This is a genomic window from Streptomyces sp. cg36, from assembly GCF_041080675.1.
GTDB lineage: Bacteria > Actinomycetota > Actinomycetes > Streptomycetales > Streptomycetaceae > Streptomyces.
This window is the reverse complement of sequence record NZ_CP163520.1, coordinates 4,540,196-4,561,765: the sequence shown is the minus strand read 5'-3', so window position 1 is coordinate 4,561,765 and position 21,570 is coordinate 4,540,196. Positions and strand designations below refer to the sequence as shown.

The 21,570-nt window shown below is 73.1% G+C and carries 16 protein-coding genes; 13 read left to right on the top strand and 3 right to left on the bottom strand.

Features of this window, described 5'->3' with window-relative positions; translation table 11 throughout:
* The first annotated feature begins 66 nt into the window (after positions 1-66).
* The 9 genes from AB5J87_RS20335 to AB5J87_RS20295 all read left to right on the top strand — a co-directional run bounded on the left by AB5J87_RS20335 (position 67) and on the right by AB5J87_RS20295 (position 11,022).
* Positions 67-1,299 (top strand): MFS transporter, encoded by a 1,233-nt coding sequence (locus tag AB5J87_RS20335; protein WP_369378314.1) that lies wholly within the window; start codon positions 67-69, stop codon positions 1,297-1,299.
* A gap of 168 nt (positions 1,300-1,467) precedes the next feature.
* The gene (locus AB5J87_RS20330; protein ID WP_369378313.1) at positions 1,468-2,382 is read left to right on the top strand and encodes a BTAD domain-containing putative transcriptional regulator; all 915 of its coding nucleotides are present in this window, start codon (positions 1,468-1,470) and stop codon (positions 2,380-2,382) included.
* A gap of 315 nt (positions 2,383-2,697) precedes the next feature.
* Complete coding sequence (locus AB5J87_RS20325) at positions 2,698-4,002, top strand: aspartate kinase (RefSeq protein WP_369378312.1); 1,305 nt, start codon at positions 2,698-2,700, stop codon at positions 4,000-4,002.
* Between the two features lie 20 nt (positions 4,003-4,022).
* The gene (locus tag AB5J87_RS20320; protein ID WP_369378311.1) at positions 4,023-4,856 is read left to right on the top strand and encodes a 2-amino-3,7-dideoxy-D-threo-hept-6-ulosonate synthase; all 834 of its coding nucleotides are present in this window, start codon (positions 4,023-4,025) and stop codon (positions 4,854-4,856) included.
* Positions 4,857-4,871: 15 nt separating this feature from the next.
* Complete coding sequence (gene griH / locus AB5J87_RS20315) at positions 4,872-5,978, top strand: 3-amino-4-hydroxybenzoic acid synthase (protein WP_369378310.1); 1,107 nt, start codon at positions 4,872-4,874, stop codon at positions 5,976-5,978.
* 176 nt (positions 5,979-6,154) lie between these two features.
* The gene (locus AB5J87_RS20310; RefSeq protein ID WP_369378309.1) at positions 6,155-6,535 is read left to right on the top strand and encodes a tyrosinase family oxidase copper chaperone; all 381 of its coding nucleotides are present in this window, start codon (positions 6,155-6,157) and stop codon (positions 6,533-6,535) included.
* A 25-nt stretch (positions 6,536-6,560) separates the two neighbouring features.
* Positions 6,561-7,478: a tyrosinase family protein gene (locus AB5J87_RS20305; RefSeq protein ID WP_369378308.1), complete on the top strand. Its 918-nt coding sequence runs from the start codon at positions 6,561-6,563 to the stop codon at positions 7,476-7,478.
* A gap of 21 nt (positions 7,479-7,499) precedes the next feature.
* On the top strand, positions 7,500-9,359 hold the full coding sequence (gene asnB / locus AB5J87_RS20300; RefSeq protein ID WP_369378307.1) for an asparagine synthase (glutamine-hydrolyzing): 1,860 nt from the start codon (positions 7,500-7,502) through the stop codon (positions 9,357-9,359).
* Position 9,360: 1 nt separating this feature from the next.
* Complete coding sequence (locus tag AB5J87_RS20295) at positions 9,361-11,022, top strand: carboxylesterase/lipase family protein (RefSeq protein ID WP_369378306.1); 1,662 nt, start codon at positions 9,361-9,363, stop codon at positions 11,020-11,022.
* Here the strand turns inward: AB5J87_RS20295 and AB5J87_RS20290 are convergent.
* Complete coding sequence (locus AB5J87_RS20290; RefSeq protein ID WP_369378305.1) at positions 11,015-11,989, bottom strand: LacI family DNA-binding transcriptional regulator; 975 nt, start codon at positions 11,987-11,989, stop codon at positions 11,015-11,017. The two genes, AB5J87_RS20295 and AB5J87_RS20290, sit on opposite strands and share 8 nt — an antisense overlap.
* Positions 11,990-12,233: 244 nt before the next feature.
* On the opposite strand from AB5J87_RS20290, the gene AB5J87_RS20285 reads away from it, so the two are divergent.
* Positions 12,234-14,093, top strand: coding sequence for an amidohydrolase (locus tag AB5J87_RS20285; RefSeq protein WP_369378304.1), 1,860 nt, complete (start codon positions 12,234-12,236; stop codon positions 14,091-14,093).
* Positions 14,094-14,108: 15 nt separating this feature from the next.
* Here AB5J87_RS20285 and AB5J87_RS20280 read toward each other — a convergent pair whose 3' ends face one another.
* Both AB5J87_RS20280 and AB5J87_RS20275 read right to left on the bottom strand, forming a co-directional pair.
* Positions 14,109-16,058, bottom strand: coding sequence for an MFS transporter (locus AB5J87_RS20280; RefSeq protein ID WP_369378302.1), 1,950 nt, complete (start codon positions 16,056-16,058; stop codon positions 14,109-14,111).
* A gap of 164 nt (positions 16,059-16,222) precedes the next feature.
* Positions 16,223-18,958, bottom strand: a complete 2,736-nt coding sequence (locus tag AB5J87_RS20275) for a D-alanyl-D-alanine carboxypeptidase (RefSeq protein ID WP_369378301.1) — start codon at positions 18,956-18,958, stop codon at positions 16,223-16,225.
* A gap of 144 nt (positions 18,959-19,102) precedes the next feature.
* On the opposite strand from AB5J87_RS20275, the gene AB5J87_RS20270 reads away from it, so the two are divergent.
* The 3 genes from AB5J87_RS20270 to AB5J87_RS20260 all read left to right on the top strand — a co-directional run bounded on the left by AB5J87_RS20270 (position 19,103) and on the right by AB5J87_RS20260 (position 21,515).
* Positions 19,103-19,855, top strand: coding sequence for a GPP34 family phosphoprotein (locus tag AB5J87_RS20270; RefSeq protein WP_369378300.1), 753 nt, complete (start codon positions 19,103-19,105; stop codon positions 19,853-19,855).
* A gap of 390 nt (positions 19,856-20,245) precedes the next feature.
* A complete protein-coding gene (locus tag AB5J87_RS20265; RefSeq protein ID WP_369378299.1) occupies positions 20,246-21,103 on the top strand; it encodes a helix-turn-helix domain-containing protein in 858 nt (285 codons plus the stop codon).
* 202 nt (positions 21,104-21,305) lie between these two features.
* Positions 21,306-21,515, top strand: coding sequence for a DUF397 domain-containing protein (locus tag AB5J87_RS20260; protein WP_369378298.1), 210 nt, complete (start codon positions 21,306-21,308; stop codon positions 21,513-21,515).
* Positions 21,516-21,570 lie beyond the last annotated feature (55 nt).

Below are 21,570 nucleotides of genomic sequence, written 5' to 3'. Positions count from 1 at the left end.
CCACGACCCCCGTCCGCCCGCCGAACCCCCGTCCACCCCCGATACCGCACACCCCAAGGAGCCACTGTGCGTCTGCGATTACTCGTCCTCGCGCTGGGAAACTTCGCGATGGGCGTCGACACGTTCATCATCGCGCCGATCCTCGACCCCATGTCCGACGACTTCGGCGTCTCCCGGACCACGGCGGGCTGGCTGATCACCGCGTTCGCCCTGGCGTACGCGATCGGCGGCCCGCTGCTCGCGGCGGCGACCGGGCACCGCCCGCCGCGCCAGCTGCTGCTCGGCGCGCTCGGCGTCTTCGCCGTCGGCAACGCGCTCACGGCGGTCGCCGGGGACTACTCCTGGGCCATGATCGGCCGGGTGGTGGCCGGTGCCGGTGCCTCCATGTACACCGCCAACTCCCTCTCCGTGGCGCGGGCGATGGCCCCGCCGGAGCGGGCCGGGCGGGCCGCCGCGCTGGTGGTCGGCGGGCTGACCGCCGCCATCGTGCTCGGCCTTCCGCTGGGCGCCTGGCTGGGCGACCAGGCGGGCTGGCGCGCGGCGCTGTGGCTGGTGGTCGGGCTGACCGCGGTGGCCACGGTCGGCATCGCGGCCACCGTCCCGGAGCTGAAGGGGCAGGCGGCGACCACCCTGCGCGCCCGGCTGGAGCCGCTGCGGCGGCCGAAGGTGCTGGTCACCCTGGTCGCCACCTGGCTCTGCCTGAGCACCAGCTGGACCGTCTACAACTACATCGACGAGGTGATGGACCGGGCGACCCACGGCGACGGCGGGCGCACCTCGCTGATCCTGCTCTGCTTCGGCATCGGCGCGGTCTCCGGCAATCTGCTGACCGGGCGGCTGACCGACCGGGTCGGGCCGGTGCGCACCATCACCACCGCCGCCCCGCTGCTGGTCCTGGCGGCCACCCTCACCCCGCTGCTGTCGCGGAACCTGGCCCTGGCCGTCGTGCTGGCGACCTCGTGGGGCGTCTGCCACTGGATGATCAACGTTCCGCAGCAGATGCGGCTGGTGGCGACGGCTCCGCAGTCGGCGCCGCTGCTGCTCGGTCTGCACCAGAGCACGATCTACATCGGCATCAGCACCGGCGGTGTCGCCGGGGCCGCCGGATACTCGCTGGGCGGCGCGCACGGCGTCGGCTGGGCCGCGCTGACCGTGGGTGTCGTCGCCCTCGGCGTACTGGCGCTCTCCCTGCGGATCAACCGGCCCGCCACCGCCGGAGCACCCGCCGGGAGCGCCCCGGCACCGGCCCCGGTTCCGCAGTCGGGCAGTGCCTCCACGGAGGCTCCACGCGCCATCTGAAATCCTTGCCCGAAGACGTTCCGGCCCGGCGCCGCATCGCGGGGCCGGAATGCTCGCCGTCGGCGGCCGAAAACTCCGCCGGCGGCCGAAAAGCGATGCTAGAACGCCGACTTGGGGAGGGCTCAGCCAATGCAGTCAGCGGGTATCCAGGCATTCACTTTCCGAATATTGGGGCCACTTGAGCTGGAGTGCGCGGGCCGCAAGGTCCGCCTCGGTGGCTTTCGGCAGCAGGCGCTCCTCGCCACGCTGCTCCTAGAGGCCGAGCGCGTCGTACCGATCGAACGGCTGCTGGAGGCCATCTGGGAGGACACCCCGCCGGCCTCGGCCAAGGGGCAGGTGCGCATCTGCGTCTCCGCGATCCGCCGCCAGTTCGTCGGCGCGGGCGTGGGCGACCTCATCGAGACGCACCCGGCCGGCTACCGCATCCGGCTGCCCAGCGCCGCCCTGGACCTGTCCCGCTTCGAGCACCTGGCGGCGCTGGGGCGCAGCGCCGCCCGCGACAAGCACCCCGAGCAGGCGGTGGACCTGTTCCGCTCGGCGCTCGCCCAGTGGAAGGGGCCGGTCGCGGCGGGGCTGGAGAGCCGGGTGCTGCGGCAGGCCGCCACGATGCTGCGCGAGGAGCAGCTCTCCGTCCTGGAGGAGTGCGTCGACCTGGAGCTCCAGATGGGCCGGCACCGCAAGGTGGTGGGCGAGCTCTACCGGCACGTGGCGGAGAACCCGTACCGCGAGCAGATGTGCGGCCAGCTGATGCTGGCGCTCTACCGCTCGGGGCGGCAGGCGGACGCGCTGCGCCAGTTCCGCGAGACCCGCACGCTCCTCTCGGCCGAGCTGGGCATCGACCCCGGTGAGTCGCTGCGGACGCTGGAGCAGGCGATCCTGGTCGAGGATCCGTCCCTGGAGGCGCCCAGCCAGCCGGCGCCGGCCGCCGCGCCGGGGCGGCCCGCCCCCGTCACCTCGCTGATCCGCCAGCCCGCCCACCGTGCGGCCCGCGCGACCTGGACCGATCACACACTGGCGCTGCGCAACCGGCTCAACAGCCTCCAGCAGGCGAACCTGCGGCTCCAGGCGACGCTGAAACTCTGACCGTTCCCCGGCTGAAAACCGGTTATTAAACCGGTTTTTGGGCCGCGGGACCGGATCCGGTTCTGGCGCAAAGCCATACGCCGCGCACGGACCTGCGGGAACCGTCTCATGCCCCGTGCCTCGGCACGGGGCATTTCGCTTGGGTTATCACGCTCCGGCCGCACGCGATATCCGCGTGAAACCTGGCCGATACCGCACTCCTGGAAGGTCACCGACGGTGAGGCCGAAACAGAAAGGCACGGGGAACCGGGAAACGGCCTCGCCCGACCCGAAAGGACTGTTCCATGGCTCTCTCGTACGGCGGAGGTGTCCCGCATGGCGCCGCCGCCAACCGCCCCTGAACGGATCGACCACCCGTCCGGGCCGGTGGTGCACAAGTACGGCGGCAGCTCGCTCGCCACGCTCCGGCAGGTCCGCGCCGTGGCGGAGCGGGTGGCCGCCGCGCACCGCACCGGTCAGCCGGTGGTCGTGGTGGTCTCGGCCCGCGGGACCACCACCGACCGGCTGCTGGCGCTGGCCCGTTCCACCGGGACGCCCGGCTCTGGCCGTGAGACCGACCAGTTGCTCGCGACCGGTGAGAGCGCGTCCGCCGCACTCCTCGCCATGGCGCTGCACCGCATCGGGGTGCCGGCCGACTCGCTGACCGGCGCCCAGACCGGCATCCTCGCCACCGGCCCGCACGGCCGGGGCGTGATCGTCGCCGTCGACACCGACGGCATCAACGAGGTACTCGCCCGGGGCGCGGTCGCCGTCGTCGCCGGGTTCCAGGGACTCACCGCGCGCCGCGACGTCATCACCCTGGGGCGCGGCGGCTCGGACACCACCGCGGTTGCCGTGGCCGCCGAACTCGGCGCCGCCCGCTGCGAGATCTACACGGACGTGGACGGGGTGTTCACCGCCGACCCGAGGGTGCTGCCCGCCGCGACGGTGCTGCCGGTGGTGGACGTCGACGTGATGGCCGAGATGTCGTTCGCCGGCGCCAAGGTCATGCACGCGCGGGCGGTGGAGCTGGCCGCCCTGCGCCAGGTCGACATCCATGTGAAGCACTCCGCACGGACCGGTCCCGGAACCGTGATCGCCGCCAGGGAGGAGACCAAAGCCGACATGCTCGAATCATCGACGACCGTCACCGGTGTGGTGCTCGACAGCGACGTGACCCGGGTGACCCTGCGCTTCGACGCGGGGGACGCCGACGCCCCGGCCGATGTGTTCGCCTTCCTCGCCCGCGAGTCGCTGTCCGTGGACATGGCGGCGCTCTCGGACGAGAGCACCGGGGTCAGCATCGGCATCACCCTGCACACCGACGATGTGAAGCCGCTCCAGGACTTCCTGGCCGGCCGGCCCGGACCGCCGGGCCGGCCGCTGGAGTACGACGACAACATCACCAAGCTCTCCCTCGTCGGCACCGGACTGCTCAGCCGTCCGGACAGCACCGCACGACTGCTGCGCTGCCTCAAGTCCGCGGCCATCGCGCCCAGTTCCGTCTCGGCCTCGCAGATGAGGATCTCGGTCACCGTGCCGGGCGGCGACGCCGTCCGCGCCGCCCGGGTGCTGCACGACGAGTTCGGGCTGGCCTCACTCAACGCCGGAACGGGGTTCTCCGCACCCGTACCCGCCTGACCCGACAGGGGAGGTCCCTGATGCTGCACCATTCCTTCGCCCGGCAGTTGCGACTGCGCCGGATCCATCGTCACGGCGGCGACCGGCTGCTGGTCGTACCGCTGGACCACTCCGTCACCGACGGTCCGGTGACCGGCGGCAACCGGCTCGACCAGCTGGTGGGGCGCCTCGCGGACAACGGCGTGGACGCCGTGGTGCTGCACAAGGGCAGCCTGCGGTACGTCGACTCCGCCCGGTTCGCCCGCACCTCGCTGATCGTCCATCTGAGCGCGAGCACCGTGCACGCGCCGGACCCCAACGACAAGTACCTGGTCGCCAGCGTCGAGGAGTGCCTGCGCCTGGGCGCCGACGCGGTCAGCGTGCACGTCAACCTGGGCTCCGTCCAGGAGCGGCGGCAGATCGCCGACATGGCCGCGGTCGCGGACGCCTGCGACCGCTGGAACGTCCCGCTGCTCGCCATGATGTACCCGCGCGGCCCGAAGATCACCAACCCGCGCGACCCCGAGCTCATCGCCCACGCGGCCTCGCTCGCCGCCGACCTGGGCGCCGACATCGTCAAGACCGTCTGCGCCGAGACCATCGCCGAGATGCGGGACATCACCAGCACCTCGCCGGTCCCGCTGATCGTGGTCGGCGGCCCCCGCGAACCCGACGAGGACCAGGTCCTCGCCTACGTCGACGAGGCGCTGCGCGGCGGCGCCAAGGGCGTGGCCATGGGCCGCAACGTCTTCCTCGCGCCCGACCCCGGAGCCATGGCGGCCAAGATCGCCCGGCTGATCCACCCGGCACCCGAACCTTCCTTGCGCGGAGCGTCCCCGGAGGCGCTCGCCGTTCCGCTCGCACCCGTCTCTTAAGAGGAGTTCTCCCACATGAAGCTCAGCTGGCTCGACGCCCGTACGCTCGGCGACGCCAAGGAGGCCATCCTCCAGGAGGCCCTGCACTACCGCCTCGAAGGCATCGTCGCGGACGACCCGGCGGACCTCGCCGACCTGCCGCCGACCGTCACCAAGGTCCTCTTCCCCCGGGGCAAGGCCCTGCCCGAGGACTTCGGCGACGCGTCCGTGGTCATCGTGGACCCGGCCGCCCACGGCATCACCCCGGCCGAACTCGCCATCAAGCACCCGGAGATCGAGTTCGGGCGGTTCGTGGAGATCATCGACGCGCCGACCCTGGAGGACGCCTGCGAGTCGGCGCGCACCGAGAAGTGGAGCGTGCTGCTCTTCCGCGACCCCACCAAGATCCCGCTGGAGATCGTGATCGCGGCGGCGGCCCGCGCCACCGGTTCCATGATCACGGTCGCCCAGGACGTCGAGGAGGCCGAGATCATCTTCGGTGTCCTGGAGCACGGCTCGGACGGCGTGATGATGGCGCCCAGGACCGTCGGCGACGCCGCCCAGCTGAAGAAGGCCGCCACCGCGGACGTGCCCGACCTCAACCTGGTCGAGCTGGAGATCCGCAACACCGAGCACATCGGCATGGGCGAGCGCGCCTGCGTGGACACCTGCACGTACTTCCGCGAGGACGAGGGCATCCTGGTCGGCTCGCACTCCAAGGGCATGATCCTGTGCGTCAGCGAGACGCACCCGCTGCCCTACATGCCGACCCGCCCCTTCCGCGTCAACGCGGGCGCCATCCACTCGTACACCCTCTCCAAGGACGAGCGGACCAACTACCTCAGCGAGCTGAAGGCGGGCAGCAAGGTGCTGGCCGTCGACATCAAGGGCCAGACGCGGCTCGTCACCGTCGGCCGGGTCAAGATCGAGTCCCGTCCGCTGATCTCCATCGACGCGGTGGCGCCCAACGGCCGCCAGGTGAACCTGATCCTGCAGGACGACTGGCACGTGCGGGTCCTCGGCCCCGGCGGCGTCGTCCTCAACAGCACGGAGTTGAAGCCGGGCGACAAGGTGCTCGGGTACCTGCCGAGCGAGGACCGGCACGTGGGCTACCCGATCGACGAGTTCTGCCTGGAGAAGTAGGGCCGTCCGGGCGCGGCGGCCGGCCGCGGGCCGCCGCGCCCACGCGGGCGGGCCGCACCCGTCACCGCCCCGCGCCCCCTCGGGGCGCCCAGCACCGCGGAGCCACCAGGCGAGGGGGGCGCGCGCCCGTACCGCACCGCGGGCGGCGCCCCCCACCACCCACAGGAAGGTCCCCCATGCTCAACCGTCGTGATGTGATCAAGCGGGGCGCGGTCGCCGCCACCGTGGCGACCGGGATCGCCGGAGCCGGCGGCATCGCCGTCTACGGGTCCCGCTCGGACTCCGAAGCACCCGCCGTCGCCGCCGCGCAGGCCGCCGACGGCCACACCGAGACCTACAAGGGCCGCACCATCCAGGTCACCCGCACCGGCACCGACGACGCCGTCACCATCGACGGCCGGCCGCTGCACCTGATGAAGCTCGGCGAGGGCGCCTATCTCAGCGCCCTGTGCCACTACGAGGTCGCCAAGACGCCGCTGCACGCCGCGCGCGCCGCCGTCGACGAGCTGCACGGCGCCAACCTCGTGCCCCTCGGCGACGCCCACCACTCCATGTGATCCCGCGAGATTGAGGAACAGGACCATGACGCACGTCCGCAGGAACCACCTGGACATGTCGCGCACCGAGCGGCGGCGGTTCATCAAGGCCGTCCTGGAGATCAAGCGGCGCGGGATCTACGACCGTTACGTCAAGCTCCACGTCGACGTGAACTCCCAGGACTACCTGGACAAGGACACCGGCAAGCGGGTCGGCCACATCAACCCGGGCTTCTTCCCCTGGCACCGCCAGTACCTGATGGAGTTCGAGAAGGAGCTGCGCCGCGTCGACCCCACGGTGACCCTGCCGTACTGGGACTGGACGATGGACCAGTCCGTCGACTCCCCGCTGTGGGCCGACGACTTCATGGGCGGCGACGGGCGGGCCTCGGACGGCATGGTCATGCGCGGCCCGTTCGCCTACCCCAACGGCTGGGAGCTCAAGGTCAACGTGCAGCCCGAGGGCGACGAGAACCCGGCGCTCAACGGCCACTACACCGTCGACGACCGCAAGTTCCTCATCCGCCGCATCGCCCAGAAGATGCCCTCGCTGCCCTCGCCCGAGCAGCTCCAGCAGACCATGGACCTGCCGGTCTACGACTGCCCGCCGTGGAACTACACCTCCGGCAGCCAGCCCCCGTACAACAGCTTCCGCAACCACCTGGAGGGCTACACCAACTTCGCCTGGGAGCCCCCGGCGGGGAAGCTGCACGGCGCCGGGCACCAGTGGGTGGGCGGCCACATGATGTACATCTCCTCCCCCAACGACCCGGTCTTCTTCCTGCACCACTGCTTCATCGACAAGATCTGGGCCGACTGGCAGAAGCTCCACCCGGACGTGCCGCACTACCTGCCGCAGGAGCCGACCCCCGAGGTCGCCGACCCCAGCACCCCGCTCTTCCCGTGGCACACCAAGACGGTCTCCGAGGTCATCGACCACAGCCGGTACTACACCTACGCCTGAGCCGAGAGGGGTGAATGACACATGTGCGGAATAGCGGGCTGGGTCGGCTACGCCCATGACGTGCGGCAGCACGAGGACAGCGCCCGTGCCATGACCGCCACCATGGTCTGCCGCGGCCCCGACGCGGGCGGGCTGTGGACCGGCGCGCACGTGGCGCTGGGCCACCGGCGGCTCGCCGTCATCGACATCGAGGGCGGCCGGCAGCCGATGACCGCGGGCTGGGGCCCGGCCCCCGAGGCGGTGATCACCTACAGCGGCGAGGTCTACAACTTCACCGAGCTGCGCGAGGAGCTGAAGTCGCTCGGGCACCGCTTCCGCACCGCCAGCGACACCGAAGTGGTGCTCCAGGCGTACCTGCGCTGGGGCGACGCCTTCGTGGAGCGCCTCAACGGCATGTTCGCCTTCGCCATCTGGGACGCGCGCACCGAGGAACTGCTGCTGGTGCGCGACCGGATGGGCGTCAAGCCGCTGCTCTACTACCCGACCGACGACGGCGTGCTCTTCGGCTCCGAGCCCAAGGCGATCCTCGCCCACCCGCTGGCCGAGGCGGCCGTGGACGCCGAGGGCCTGCGCGAGGTGTTCGGCCTGACGATGACGCCGGAGCACGCGGTGTTCCGCGGCATGTACGAGGTGCGGCCCGGCAGCATGGTCCGCATCTCGCGCAACGGGCTGCGCAAGACCCGCTACTGGCAGCTGGAGTCGCGCCCGCACACCGACGACCTGGACACCACCGTCGCCACCGTCCGCGAGCTCCTCGACGACACCGTGCGCCGCCAGCTCGTCTCCGACGTGCCGCTGTGCTCGCTGCTCTCCGGCGGGCTCGACTCCAGCGCGGTCACGGCGCTGGCCGCCCGCGCCCTGCGCGAGGGCGACGGCGGGCGCATCCGCACCTTCTCCGTCGACTTCGCCGGGCACGCCGAGCGGTTCGAGGCCAACGCGGTGTGGGAGGCGCCGGACGGGCCGTTCGTGAAGGAGGCCGTGGCCCACATCGGCACGGACCACGAGGACATCGTCCTGGACAACGCGGACCTGCTCACCCCCAGGGTGCGCGGCGCCGTGCTGCGCGCGCTCGACCTGCCCACCGTCACCGGTGACATGGAGTACTCGCTGTACCTGCTCTTCCAGGCGGTACGGGCCCGCTCCACGGTCGCCCTGTCCGGCGAGTCCGCCGACGAACTCTTCGGCGGCTACAGCCACTTCCACGACCCCGAGGCGGTGGCGTCCACCACCTTCCCCTGGCACACCCCCTACCGGCGGGCCGGCGGCCAGGACGCGCTGCGCGCCACCGGTCTGTGGGACCGCCTCGACCTCGGCGGCTACATCGACCAGCGCTACAAGGAGGCGCTGGCCGAGGTCCCGGTGCTGGCGGGCGAGGACCCCTTCGAGGCGCGGATGCGCGAGATCAGCCATCTGCACCTGACCCGGTTCGTCAACTTCCTGCTGGACCGCAAGGACCGCATCAGCATGGCGGTGGGCCTGGAGGTCCGCGTCCCGTTCTGCGACCACCGGCTCGTCGAGTACGTCTTCAACACCCCCTGGGCGATGAAGACGTTCGACGGCCGCGAGAAGAGCCTGCTGCGGGCCGCCACCCAGGACCTGCTGCCCCGCTCGATCGTGGAGCGCAAGAAGAGCCCGTACCCCTCCACCCAGGACGCCCAGTACGAGATGTCCCTGCGGCGGCGCATCTCCGACCTCGCCAAGAGCGACTCCCCGGTCCTCGACCTGGTCGGCCCGGCGGGGCTGCGGCGCCTGCTCGACCGGCCCCAGGGGTCGTACTCCATCGGCGGCCCCTACAGCGGGCGCGCCGTGATGGAGCGGCTGATCGACCTCGACGCCTGGGTGCGCGACTACGGCATCCGCTTCCTGCCCGAGGGCGGCTGAGGTGCCGAGACCCGCGCCCGGCCGCCGGGCCGTGCTGGGGGCCTGCGCGGCCACCGCCGTGGCCTGGGCCGCACCGACCGCGTCCGCGTCCGCCCGCGCGGCGCGCGGCCCGGCGGAGGGACGGGCCGAAGTGGCCCGCACCTCCGCCGGGCCGGTGGCGGGTCTGCGCACCGGGGCCACCGTGGCGTTCCGGGGGGTGCCGTACGCGCGCCCCCCGGTGGGCCCGCTGCGGTTCGCCTCGCCCCGGCCCCCGGTGCCCTGGCGGGAGGTGCGCGACGCCACCCGCTACTCCCCCGCGTTCACCCAGACCATCGACCCCGACAGCCGCGAGGACGCGCTGTACGCCAATGTGTGGACGCCCTCCACCCGGGGCCGCCGCCCCGTCCTGGTCTACATCCACGGCGGCGGCTGGCAGGTCGGCGCGGGCAGCTGGCCCACCTACGACGGGAGCAGGCTCGCCGACCGGGGCGACCTCGTCGTCATCACCTTCAACTACCGCCTGGGGCCGTTCGGTTTCGGCTACCACGAGGAGCTGACCGACGACACCACCGGCGACTGCGCCAACTGGGGCCTCCAGGACCAGGCCGCGCTGCTGCGGTGGGTGCGGGAGAACGCCGAGGCGTTCGGCGGCGACCCGTACAACATCACCCTCAGCGGCACCTCGGCGGGCGGCGCCTCCACCTGGCAGCTCGCCCTGCACCCCGAGGTGCGCGGCCTGGTCCGCCGCATCGTCCCCATCAGCGCCTGCCACGTGTGGGCGCCCGCCACCTCGCTGACCGTCCCCGACGCCCGCCGGGCCTACGAGGAGGTGGCCGCCCGGATCGGCACCTCGGTGCGCGGGCTGCGCGCCGTCTCCGCCGACGCGCTGCGCGACGCCTGGTTCACGGTCTTCGGCGGCGGCCCGGTGGGCCGTGCGGTGGGCAGCGGGCGCGAGTACCGGGGACCGGTGGTGGACGGGCGGTGGATGCGCGGCTTCGACCACCAACTGCCCACGCCCGCACTGCCGGTGCTGTCCGTCCACACCCGTACCGAGGGCTCCTTCTACACCGGCCCCGGCTCCCCCATCCCCACCCCGGCCCCCACCGACGGCCCGTCCTTGCGCGAGGCGGTGCGCGGGGTGCTGCTCAAGGGCGCGGAACGGGTGCCGGACTCCCTGGTGGACGGGTGCGTCGACGCCTACCGGGCGGCGGCGGTCGCCGACGGGCTGCCGCTGGACCCGGTCTCGCTGTGGACCGACGTGTGGGGCGACGGGCTCTTCCGGTACCAGAACGTGCGGTTCGCCGAGCGGCACGCGCGCACCGGCACCACGCCCGGCTACCTCATGGAGTTCGCGCATCCGGCCCGTGCGCCCTGGTTCGGCACCCCGCACGAGCACACCTCGCCGTTCCTGTTCGGCACGCAGGGCATCGCCGACAACGTCGGGGAGTGCGGGGACGGGCCGGGCGAGCGGGCGGTCAGCGACACGTTCATCGACCTGGTGGCGTCGTTCGCCCGCACCGGCAGGCCCAGCGCCCCCGGCGCCCCGCCGTGGCCGGTCTTCTCCCCGGACCGGCCGAGCACCCTGATCCTGGGCGAGCCGGGCGGGCCCCGCACGGCGCACCCCACCAAGGCGCGCCAGCTGGAGTTCTGGGACACCAACGGCTGGGCGCCCAGGATCAGTTGAGAGCCGCCAGCGAGGACCGCCTGGGCGTGAGCCGGGCGGGGATCGTGAGGGCCGTTCCGCCCGGGCCGCCCTCGACCAGATCCACCAGCGCGGCCACCGCGGCCCTCGCGGTGCGGTGCGGGGCGAGCGTCACCGTCGACACCGGCGGGGCGCTCGTCCCGTACGCCGGGTCCTCGCTGGCACACACCACCAGCAGGTCCTCGGGGACCCGCAGCCCGCACCGGGCCGCCGCGGCCAGCACCCGGCGCCCGCACGGGTCGTAGAGGCCGTGCACCGCGTCCGGGCGGTCCGGCCCGCGCAGCAGCGCGTCCAGGGTGCGGCCCGAGCGGTCGCCGAAGTCCAGCGGCACCACCCGGGGCGGGCACCCGCGGGCCGCGCACCACTCCTCGTACGCGGCCCGGCAGGCGCGGGTGTAGTGCTCCGCGCCGGGGCCCGCGATCAGCGCGGGCCGGCGGGCGCCGCGCGCCGCGAGGTGGTCCAGGACCTCGTGGGTGGTGGCCCGGTGGTCGTTGTCCACCCACGCCTCGCGCGCCCCGAGCCGCGCCGGGCGGCCGTCGAAGACCAGCGGCAGGCCCCGGGCGCGCAGGATCCGTACGACCGGGTCCTCGGCCGGGCTGTCCAGGACCACCACCCCGGCCACCGGCAGGGTCCGCCACAGCGCCTCGGCCGGGGCGGCGGGCAGCGCGGTCAGCGCGTAGCCGCGCCGGTGGGCGGCGGCGGTGGCGGCGCTGATGGCCCGCGCGTAGAACGGGATGCCCGCGAAGTCCCAGGAGAGCGTGCCGTACGTGGTGACGGCCAGGCCCAGGGTGCGGGGCACCGGCTCCCCGTAGCCGAGCGCGGCGGCGGCGGCCCGCACCCGGGCGCGGGTCGGCTCGGAGAGGCGGCCGGTCCCGTTGAGGGCGTTGGAGACCGTCGCCGCGGACACTTCGGCCGCGCGGGCCACATCGGCGAGAGTGACTCTGGGCACGGCCTCAGCGTACGGAATCCGTTGCGCGGGCGGGAGTTCACGGGCGAGATCGCTTGCCGCGGAGTGCTGGTGGTTAAGGGGTTAATCGCCGAGGGTCACTTCCGTCCGCGGGCCGTCGGGGGGGTGCCCGCATCCCGGGAAGGGCCCTTCGGGTCCCTCCGCGGGGGCGCGGGGAACCGCGCGGGCGAACCCCGCCGGCCCCCGCGGACGAAGCGACCCTCCCAGCGAAGCGTAGGAGCAGCCCATGCGCAGCAGTGCCCTCCCCTCCCGCCGACTGGTCCTCGCGGCCACCCTCGGGGCGGCGGCCGTCTCCGCCGGTCTCCCCGCCACCGCCGCCACCGCCTCGCCCAGACGCTCCGCCGCGCTCGTCGTGCACGGGGCGCGGGTGCTCACCGGCGAGGCCGGCGGGCCGGTGCGCCAGGCCGTCGCCGTCGGGCGCGACGGCCTGATCCTGGCCACCGGCGGCGACGCCGGGCTGCGCCGGTACATCGGCCGCGACACCGAGGTGGTGGACGCGCGCGGCGCCACCGTGATGAGCGGCATCCACGACGGGCACGCCCACCCGCTGGGCGCCGGGGAGCGGACCCTGCACCCGTCCCTGGACGGCGCCTCGCTGACCGTGGCCGAGCTCCAGGAGCGGCTGCGCGGCTTCCTCGCCGCCGACCCGGGCCACGAGCCGGACGGCTGGCTGGTCGTCGAGGACTGGAACCCGGTCGGCCTGCTGCCCACCGGCACCGTCCCGCACCACCGCGTGCTGGACGCGCTGCCCACCCGCCGCCCGGTCGCCCTGATCGGCAACGACGGCCACAACGCCTGGGCCAACCAGCGCGCCCTGGACCTCGCCGGGATCACCGCCGCCACCCCCGACCCGGCGGGCGGGCAGATCGTGCGCGACCCCGACGGCACCCCGGGCGGGCTGCTCAAGGACACCGCCCAGGACCTGCTGACCCGGGTGGTCCCGCCGCCCACCCCGGCCGAGCTGGCGAACGCGTGCGCCAGGGCGCTGGCGCTGGCGGCGGCGTCCGGGATCACCACGTTCATGGACGCCTCCGTGGAGACCCGCCAGCTCGACACCTACGCCGCGCTCGCCGCCTCCGGACGGCTGCCGCAGCGGATCGTGCCCGCGCTGCTGATCGGCCCGGAGCTGGCCCGGGACCCGGCGGCGGCGCTGCGGCACGTACGGGAGCTGCGGGCGCGGTACGGGGAGGTGCCCGGACTGCGGTTCGGCACGGCCAAGGTGTTCCTGGACGGGGTCATCGAGTACCCCTCGCAGACCGCCGCGCTGCTCGCGCCCTACCTGGACGCCGAGGGGCGGCCCACCGGCCACCGGGGCGACCTGTACGTGTCGGCCGCCGACTACGGGCGCCTCGCGACCGTCTTCGACCGGGCGGACTGGCAGCTGCACGCGCACGCGATCGGCGACCGGGCCGTGCGGACCGCGCTCGACGGGTACGAGACGGCGGTGCGCGCGAACGGGCGGCGCGGCAACCGGCACACCGTCGCCCACCTCCAGCTGGTCGACCCCGCCGACCACGCACGGTTCGCCCGGCTCGGCGTGGTGGCCTGCATGCAGCTCCAGTGGGCGATGCGGGACATCTGGACCATGGAGGCGCTGCTGCCGTACATCGGGCCCGAGCGGCACCGGCTGCTCTACCCGGCGCGCAGCCTGGAGCGGCACGGGGCGGCGCTGTCCGGCGGCTCCGACTGGCCGGTCGACCCGCTGCAGACCTGGAACCAGCTGCGGACGGCGATCGACCGGGAGGGCGCCGAGGCCGCCGAGGGCGCGCTGTACCCGGAGCGGGAGGGGCTCTCGCGGGCGTCCTCGCTGCGGATGCACACCGCCGGGACCGCCCACCAGCTGCGGATGGAGCGGCTGAGCGGGCGGCTGCTGCCGGGGATGGCGGCGGACCTGGTGGTCCTGGACCGGGACGTCACCCGGGTGCCGGTGCGGGAGATCTCCGACGTACGGGTGCGGCTGACGCTGGTCGGCGGCCGGGCGGTGTACGAGGGCGGCCCCGTCCCCGGCGCCCCCGCGGCCCCGGCCCGGCCCGCCTCGCTGGCCCAGGTGCACGGGGGCCGCCACGCGGGCTGCGGCTGCGGCTGAGGTGCCGCGCCGTCCCTAGTGGCCGGGGCGGAGCTCCGTCGGGCAGGCCGTGCCGCGCCGCAGGCTGTACGGCGCGGCCACCCGGTACGTACCCGCCTTGGGGGCGAGCAGCTCCGTCCACTCGTCGCCCGCCGCGTCCTCCGCCGCCTTCCACAGGCAGCCGTTGGGGTTGCTGAACGTCTTGGGCGTGCCGTGGGCGCGGCGCTTGGACTCCGGCGTCTCCTGCGGCGGCTCGACGCCCTTGCCCTTCTCGTCGACCAGCTTCAGCCACGGCGAGTACGGGATGCGGATGAGGACCCGGCCGGGCGCCTTCACGTTCAGCGTCCACTCGCCCTCGCCCGCGTGCAGCACGGTGGCGGGCGGGTCGGCCAGCGGGGTCGGGTCGTCGACGGCGAAGAGCTGCCAGTTGGGGTCGCGCCACAGCTCCTTCAGGTACGGCTGGCCCTTCTGCACCAGCTTGGCCTCCTGGAGGGCGCCGGAGTCGGGCGTGCCGGTGGGCAGCACCACGTAGTGGACGGCCCAGCGGTCCAGCCAGCCCCGGTAGCTCGCCGAGTTCAGGGTGTCGTCGTAGAAGAGCGGGTTGCGCTCCATGTCGGCCTGGCGGTTCCAGCCCCGGGCGAGGTTGACGTACGGGGAGAGCGCCGACGCCTCGCGGTGGCTGGAGGCGGGGACCACCTCGACGCGCCCGCGCTCGGCGCCCACCTCCTGGAGCTGGTCGACCAGCGGCGCGAGCTCGCGCGCCCAGGAGGCGGCGGGGGCGGTGCGCACGATGTCGTCGACGCCCTTGAAGCCGACCCAGAAGTTCATCCCGGCGAAGGCGATGACCAGCGCGAACCACTTGCGCGAGCGCGGCGCCGTGTACGGCAGGGCGGCCAGCAGCACCACTCCGGCGAAGAGCATCGCGAGCCGGGTCACATTGGACCCGATCTGCGAGTCGATCAGCCAGGTGAGGAGCGTGCCGACGGCGTAGACGGCGGCGGCCGTGCGGACCGTCTTCCACTCCTTGGGCACCAGGAAGAGCACGAAGACGGCGAAGACGAACGGCAGCGACGTCGAGCCGAGCGACATCGGCTGGGTGCCGGAGAACGGGAACAGCAGCGAGGACAGCGCCACCACCGCGACCGGCGGCAGCCCCAGGGTGTACGCGGCAGGGCGGCGCCGGTTCAGGAACAGCGCGGCGGCGATCACCCCGAGGAAGAGGCCCGCGACGGGGCTGCTCGCGGTGGCGAGCCCGGCCAGCGGGGCCGCGACCGCGCCCTTGGCCCACCGCTCGGTGCGCCAGCGGTGCGGCCAGCAGAAGACGGCGGCGACCGCGCCGAGCGCGAACATGGTGCCGAGCCCGAAGGTCACCCGGCCGGACATGGCGTTGCAGACGAAGGCGAAGACCCCCGCGAACGCGCACGGCAGCGGATTGCGGACGGCCTTCAGCCGGACCAGGATCAGCGTGGTCAGCCCGGCCGACACGGTCCCGGCGATCATCATCGTCGTCCGTACGCCCAGCAGCGACATCAGATACGGCGAGACCACGCTGTAGGAGACGGGGTGCATCCCGCCGTACCAGGCCAGGTTGTACGCGGAGGCGGGGTGGCGGCCGACGAACTCGGCCCAGGCGTCCTGGGCGGCGAGGTCGCCGCCGCTGTTGGCGAAGAAGAAGAACCACATGAGGTGGCCGACGGCGGCGACCGCCGTCACCACGTACACCGGGTGGCGGGTGGTGATCCCACTCAACCGGATCCACGCCTTCCGGATCGCGCCCACGGCCGCGGCCCCACCGGCTTCCGTACCGCCCATACGCTCCGTACGGTCCTCGGCGTCCGAACCGGTGGTCCGTGCTGCTGGCGGACCCGTGTCCAGGTCGGTCTCCGGCACCGGGTCCCTGTCCTGCTTGTCGTCCTGTATTCGCCCCTTCGGCCGAGGGGCGCTGCTGCCGTCGGCGCGGGTGGGCGTCGGCTCAGCGGTGGTCACTGCGGCTCTCCCGCCTCACACTGTCTCAGGATCCCGGGGCGTCTCTCGCCCCGTCGCTCATAGGGACGCCGCCCCGCGTCCTCCAGTTGACCGAAGCTAGCACGAGGGCGCCACCGGAGACCGGGGCGCCCTCGTACGGATCGGCTCGCGGACCAGCCCGCGGATCAGCCCAGACGGGTCAGCTTCGCGACGGGACCGGGCTCGGCCAGGTCCTTCTGGAGGGCCACCGGGGCCGACACCTGGCCGCTGCCGGAGCCCACCGTGAGCTTGCCGATCACGGTTCCCGCCTTGGCCGAGTGCGGCACCTTGCCGTTCTCGGCGGTCAGCTTGATCGCGACCTGGAGTCCGGACCAGCCGGCGATCGTCAGGTCCTTGGTGGCCACCACCGCGGTGGTGCCGCCCAGACCGTCGTCCACCTGGCCGACGACCGTGCCCTTCTTGATCACCTGCGCGGAGGTGAGCGCACCGCGGGTGGAGACCAGCACCTTCTTGCTGACCTTGTTCACCAGGTCCAGGATCGAGACGGCCTTGTGCTGGCCGAAGACCGCGCCCACGATCGTCTGCTCGGTGCCGCCGACCATCTTGCGGGAGGCGAACAGCAGGTTGCCGCCGGCCTTGGAGGTCGAGCCGGTCTTGATGCCGATGGCGCCGTTGTAGGGCGGCAGCTCGTTGTAGTTGCGCCACTTCTTGCCGGTCGGGTCGACCCAGAACGGCTGGCGGGTGATCTCGACGAGCGCCGGGTCCTTCACCAGCTCCTGGCCCAGCTTCACCTGGTCCACGGCGGTCGACACGGTGGTGGCGTTCAGACCCGAGGGGTCGGTGTACGTGGTGTTCACCATCCCGAGCTGCTTCGCGGTGTCGTTCATCTTCTTGACGAACGCCGCCTCGGAGCCCGCGTCCCAGCGCGCCAGCAGCCGCGCCACGTTGTTCGCGGACGGAATCATGACCGCGCTCAGCGCGTCCTTCTGGCTGAGCTTCTGGCCCGCCTTGATGGTGTCGACGGTCGACTCGTCACCCGTCTTGTTGTAGCCGCCCTCCTTCTCGGCGAGCGCGTCGACCGGGATGGAGGCGCCCTTCTCGCCGGGCTTCATCGGGTGGTCGCGCATGATGATGTACGCGGTCATCGACTTGGTCACGCTGGCGATCGGGACGGGCTTCTCCTCGCCGAACCGGCCGACCGTGCCGAGCCCCGACACCGAGATGATGCCCTGGCCCTCGCTGGGCCACGGCAGCTGCGGCGCGGCGCCGTCGAAGGTGAAGGTGGGCGCCGCCGTCATCTTCAGCTCGGCGTCCGGCAGCGGGCGCACGAACTGCACGACCGCAAAGACCACCAGCAGCAGGATGACCAGCGGGGTCCAGATCTTGAACCGCCGCACCACCGTGCGGACCGGGGTCTGCGGCGGGGGCGGGGTGTTGGTCAGCTCGGCCAGCAGGTCGAGCGGGGGCTTGGGCGGCAGCGGCTGCTGCCGGGTCCGCTCGGCGACGTCGGCGTCCGGCACCCGGATGCGCGGCGAGGCGGGCGCGGCGGCGGTGCCGGCCGCCTTCGCGTCGCCCTTCGGCTCCGTCTTGGGCGCGGCCGGGCGCACGTCGTCCGAGCGCAGCGGCACGAACGTGCTCGCCCCGGCGCCCGGCCGCCGGATGGCGGTGGTGGGCTGGTCCACGACGGGCGGCTTGACGGCCTTGAAGACGGCGGTGGGCTGGTCCACCACGTCCCCGCCACTGGGCTTGGCACCCCAGGAGGCGGCGGGACGGGCGGGCTTGCCGCCGGCGTCGGACTTGCCGCCGGACTTGACCCCGGACTCGGCCTCCGCCCCGGGCCTGCCCTCGGCCTCGGCTTCCGGCTCGGCCCCGGCGTCAGCCTTGGCCCCAGAGTCGGACTCGGCTCCGCGCTCGGCTTCCGGCTCGGCCCCGGCGCCGGGCTTGGCCTCAGCCTTGGCCCCGGACTCGGCGTCGGCCTTGGCCCCGGGCTTGTCTCCGGTCTTCGGCTCGGCGGTGGTCGCGGCGGCGGCCCCGGGCCTGCCGTCGGCGTCCGCCTCCGGCCCGGCGGCGGTGTCGGCCTCGCCAGTGGTACCGGCGGCCTTCCCCTCCGGCTTCGGCTTCCCGTCCGGCTTCGGCTTCGCGTCCGGCTCGGCCCCGGGCGTGTCCCCGGCCCCGTCGGCGTCCGCCCCCGGCGCGGCGGCGGCCCCGGGCGCGGACCGGTCCGCGGGCTTCGCGTCGTCGGCCGCGGCCTCGCGTACGGGCGTGTCGCCGCCCGCCGGACGCTCGTCGGCCCGTACGGAACCGTCGGCCTCGCCGCCCTTGTCGGCCTTGTCGCCCTTGTCGGCCTTCTCCGGCTCGGTCGCCTCCGCCGCCTCGCCGGGCGCGGAGTCCGCCGGTCCGGCCTTGTCGGCGTCGGCCTCGCGCGCGTCGGCCCGGTCCGCGTCGGCGGGCGCGTCCTCGTCCTCGTCGGTGGCGACCCAGGCCGCCACGGCCGCCCGCAGACGGGTGTCACGGGCCTCGTGGTCCTCCTGGCGGGGCGCGCGGAAGACGGCGGTCGCCCGGTCCGTCGGCGCGTCGGACGCCGGGGCGTCGGTGTCGGCCGAGCCGTTCACGGGCGTGCCGTTGGCGGAGCCGTTCGCCGTGCCGTTGGCGGAGCCGTTCACCGCCGTACCCGCCGAACCCTTCGGGGAGCCGTTCGCCGAGCCGTTCGCGGAACCGTTTGCGAAACCATTGCGCTCCGGCCGGGAACCGGACGGGCCCGCCGGGCCGTCGTCCGGACCGAAGACCGCCACACGGGGATCGCGTTCGCTCGGAGTCGTCTCCCCCGACGACTGCTGCTGCTCCGACCTGTCGGGGGACTCGCCCGCCACCGATGCCTCCTCCCGGCGCCCCGGGGCGCCGTCCGAACCTGTCCGAACCATCTACCAGTGTCCTGTGTGCGGGGTTGACCCCCGTGCTAGACGAGAACGACATACCTGTCGGTTCCCGTACTTACCGCCCAGGCGCTCTCGACAGATGAATGTGAGAGGGGTCACCCTGTCATTCATCCACGCGGGGAGGCATGGATGGGCAGGAGCCGCAGAACAATTCCGGAGGAGCTTCTGCTGCTCGCTCTGGACCCGGCCACGGGTACCACAGCGCAGCCGCAGTCGCTCGACCTCGGCCTCGCCGGAGCACAGCTAGTGGAGCTGGCTCTGGCAGGACGGATAGCCCCAGACGGGGATCGTATCGCCGTGGTGATGGCACGGCCGACAGGAGATCCGACACTGGACTCCGCACTGGAACTGCTGCGCAGGCGCGGCAGCCCGGTCCGGGCCGTCCACTGGATCGGCGGGCCCCGGCTGGGGCTGCGCCAGACGTATCTCTCGCATCTGGAGAGGTGCGGCATGGTTCATGCCGTGGCCGGCCAGATGTGCGGGGTGCTGCCGACGACTCGCTACCAGGCGACGGACACGGCGATCAGCCGGGAAATCAGGTCCCGGCTGGACAGTGCGATCCGCACCGGCGTGCCGCCGGACCCGCGGACCGCGGCGCTCGCCGCCCTGGCCCACGCGGTCGGCCTCGGCAAGCACCTCTACCCGGGCAACGAGGGGCGTTCATCCCGCTCCCGTCTCCGGGATCTGATCAGGCACGACCCCATGGGCGGACTCGTGGCGCACGCCGTGATGGACGTCCAGAACGGAGTGGGCGCACAGCCGCGCCGCAGTGCCAACGGCACCGCAGCCGGCGCCGCGGCGGGCCCACGTCCCACCGCGACCGCGAGCGGGGTCCCGATGCAGCCGCACCGCGGCAGCATGGCCCGCGCCGTGGCGCACTAGGCACCGAGCGGCGCCGCACCGCACCTCGCGGGCACGGCACCGCACCCGCACCACCCGGCACGCGCACCACATCCCGGCACCACCGCACACGCACCGAGCACCACCCCGCACCGCCTGGCACCACGGGCACCACCCGCAGTACCGCGCACCACCCGCCGCACCGACGTCCCCCTCACGACCCGGTTCGGGAGCCGCACGACGGGCGCGCGGGGCCGGCCACCGCCGCCCCGCGCGCCCCGCGTCCGCCGAGGCAGGGCCGTCCGTACCCCCGGTAGCCGCCGCCCCACCGTGTGTGGCCATTTCCCAGCGCGGCCATGAACATTGGTGGCAGTCTGCAGAGCGGAAGAGCAGAAGAGCAGCAGAAGTGCCGCAGCCGGAGGTGCAGTTCCCGTGGCGTCCAACGTCAATCCCACCGTCAGGCGACGCCGACTGGGCCAGGAGCTCCGTCGGCTCCGCGAGCTGAAGGGCATGACGGCCGAGGAGGTCGCCGAGCGTCTGCTGGTCTCCCAGTCGAAGATCAGCCGCCTGGAGAACGGCCGCCGTTCCATCAGCCAGCGCGACGTGCGCGACCTGTGCGGGGTGTACGAGGTCGAGGACCACCGGATCGTCGACTCGCTGATGCAGATGGCCAAGGACTCGCGCCAGCAGGGCTGGTGGCACGCCTTCGGCGACATCCCGTACAGCGTCTACATCGGTCTGGAGACGGACGCCGCGAGCCTGCGCGTCTACGAGTCGCTGATCGTGCCGGGACTGCTGCAGACGCGGGAGTACGCGCAGGCGGTCATCGAAGGCATGTGGCCCGAGGCCACCTCCAGCGACATCGACAAACGGATCCAGATCCGGCTCAAACGCCAGGACCGGCTCACCGACCCGAACAATCCGCTGCGCTTCTGGGTGGTCATCGACGAGGCGCTGCTGCGCCGCGTGGTCGGCAACGAGCGGATCATGCGGGACCAGTTGCTGCACCTGGCGCAGCTGAGCGAGCAGCCGCACGTCACGCTCCAGGTACTGCCGTACGACGCGGGCGCGCACCCGGGGATGTACGGCAAGTTCGCCATCCTGGAGTTCCACGACGCCATGGACGCGAGCGTGGTCTATCTGGAGGGCGTCACCAGCGACCTGTACCTGGAGAAGGCCAACGACGTGCAGAGCTACACCGTGATGTACGAGCACCTGCGGGCCAAGGCGCTCAGCGCCGAGCAGTCCCGGGACTTCATCCACCGTGTGGCGGACGGCTACTCGTCGTGAAGGAGCGACACGGGGGAACTCGTGAGGCGCGCACTCTACACCTGCGCCGCCCCGGCTGAGAAGGACCCGATGGAATATGCCATTCGGATGGGTGAACGCCCCCTGCCATCGGTGATGTTGCGGCGTAGCGTCGCACGCAGAGCCGCTGGCCCTCAGCGGCAGGCACATCACCCGGGCGACCGGATCGACCATCGGAGTAATTATGCGTGTTCAGCAGCCCGCACTGACCGACTGGACCAAGTCCTCGTACTCGGGCCCGCACGGGGACTGCGTGGAAGTCAAAGCGGCGGATCGCTCGACCGTGTCGGTCCGCGACTCCAAGAAGCCCCTCGACGGAATGCTCGACTTCGCCCCCGAGACGTGGTCGGCCTTCATCCAGGACGTCAACCGCACCTCGCCGCGCGGAGTCTGACCTTCGCCGGCACCGCACCACCTCGTAGCGAGCAAGGCCCTCTCGACCGGTCCGC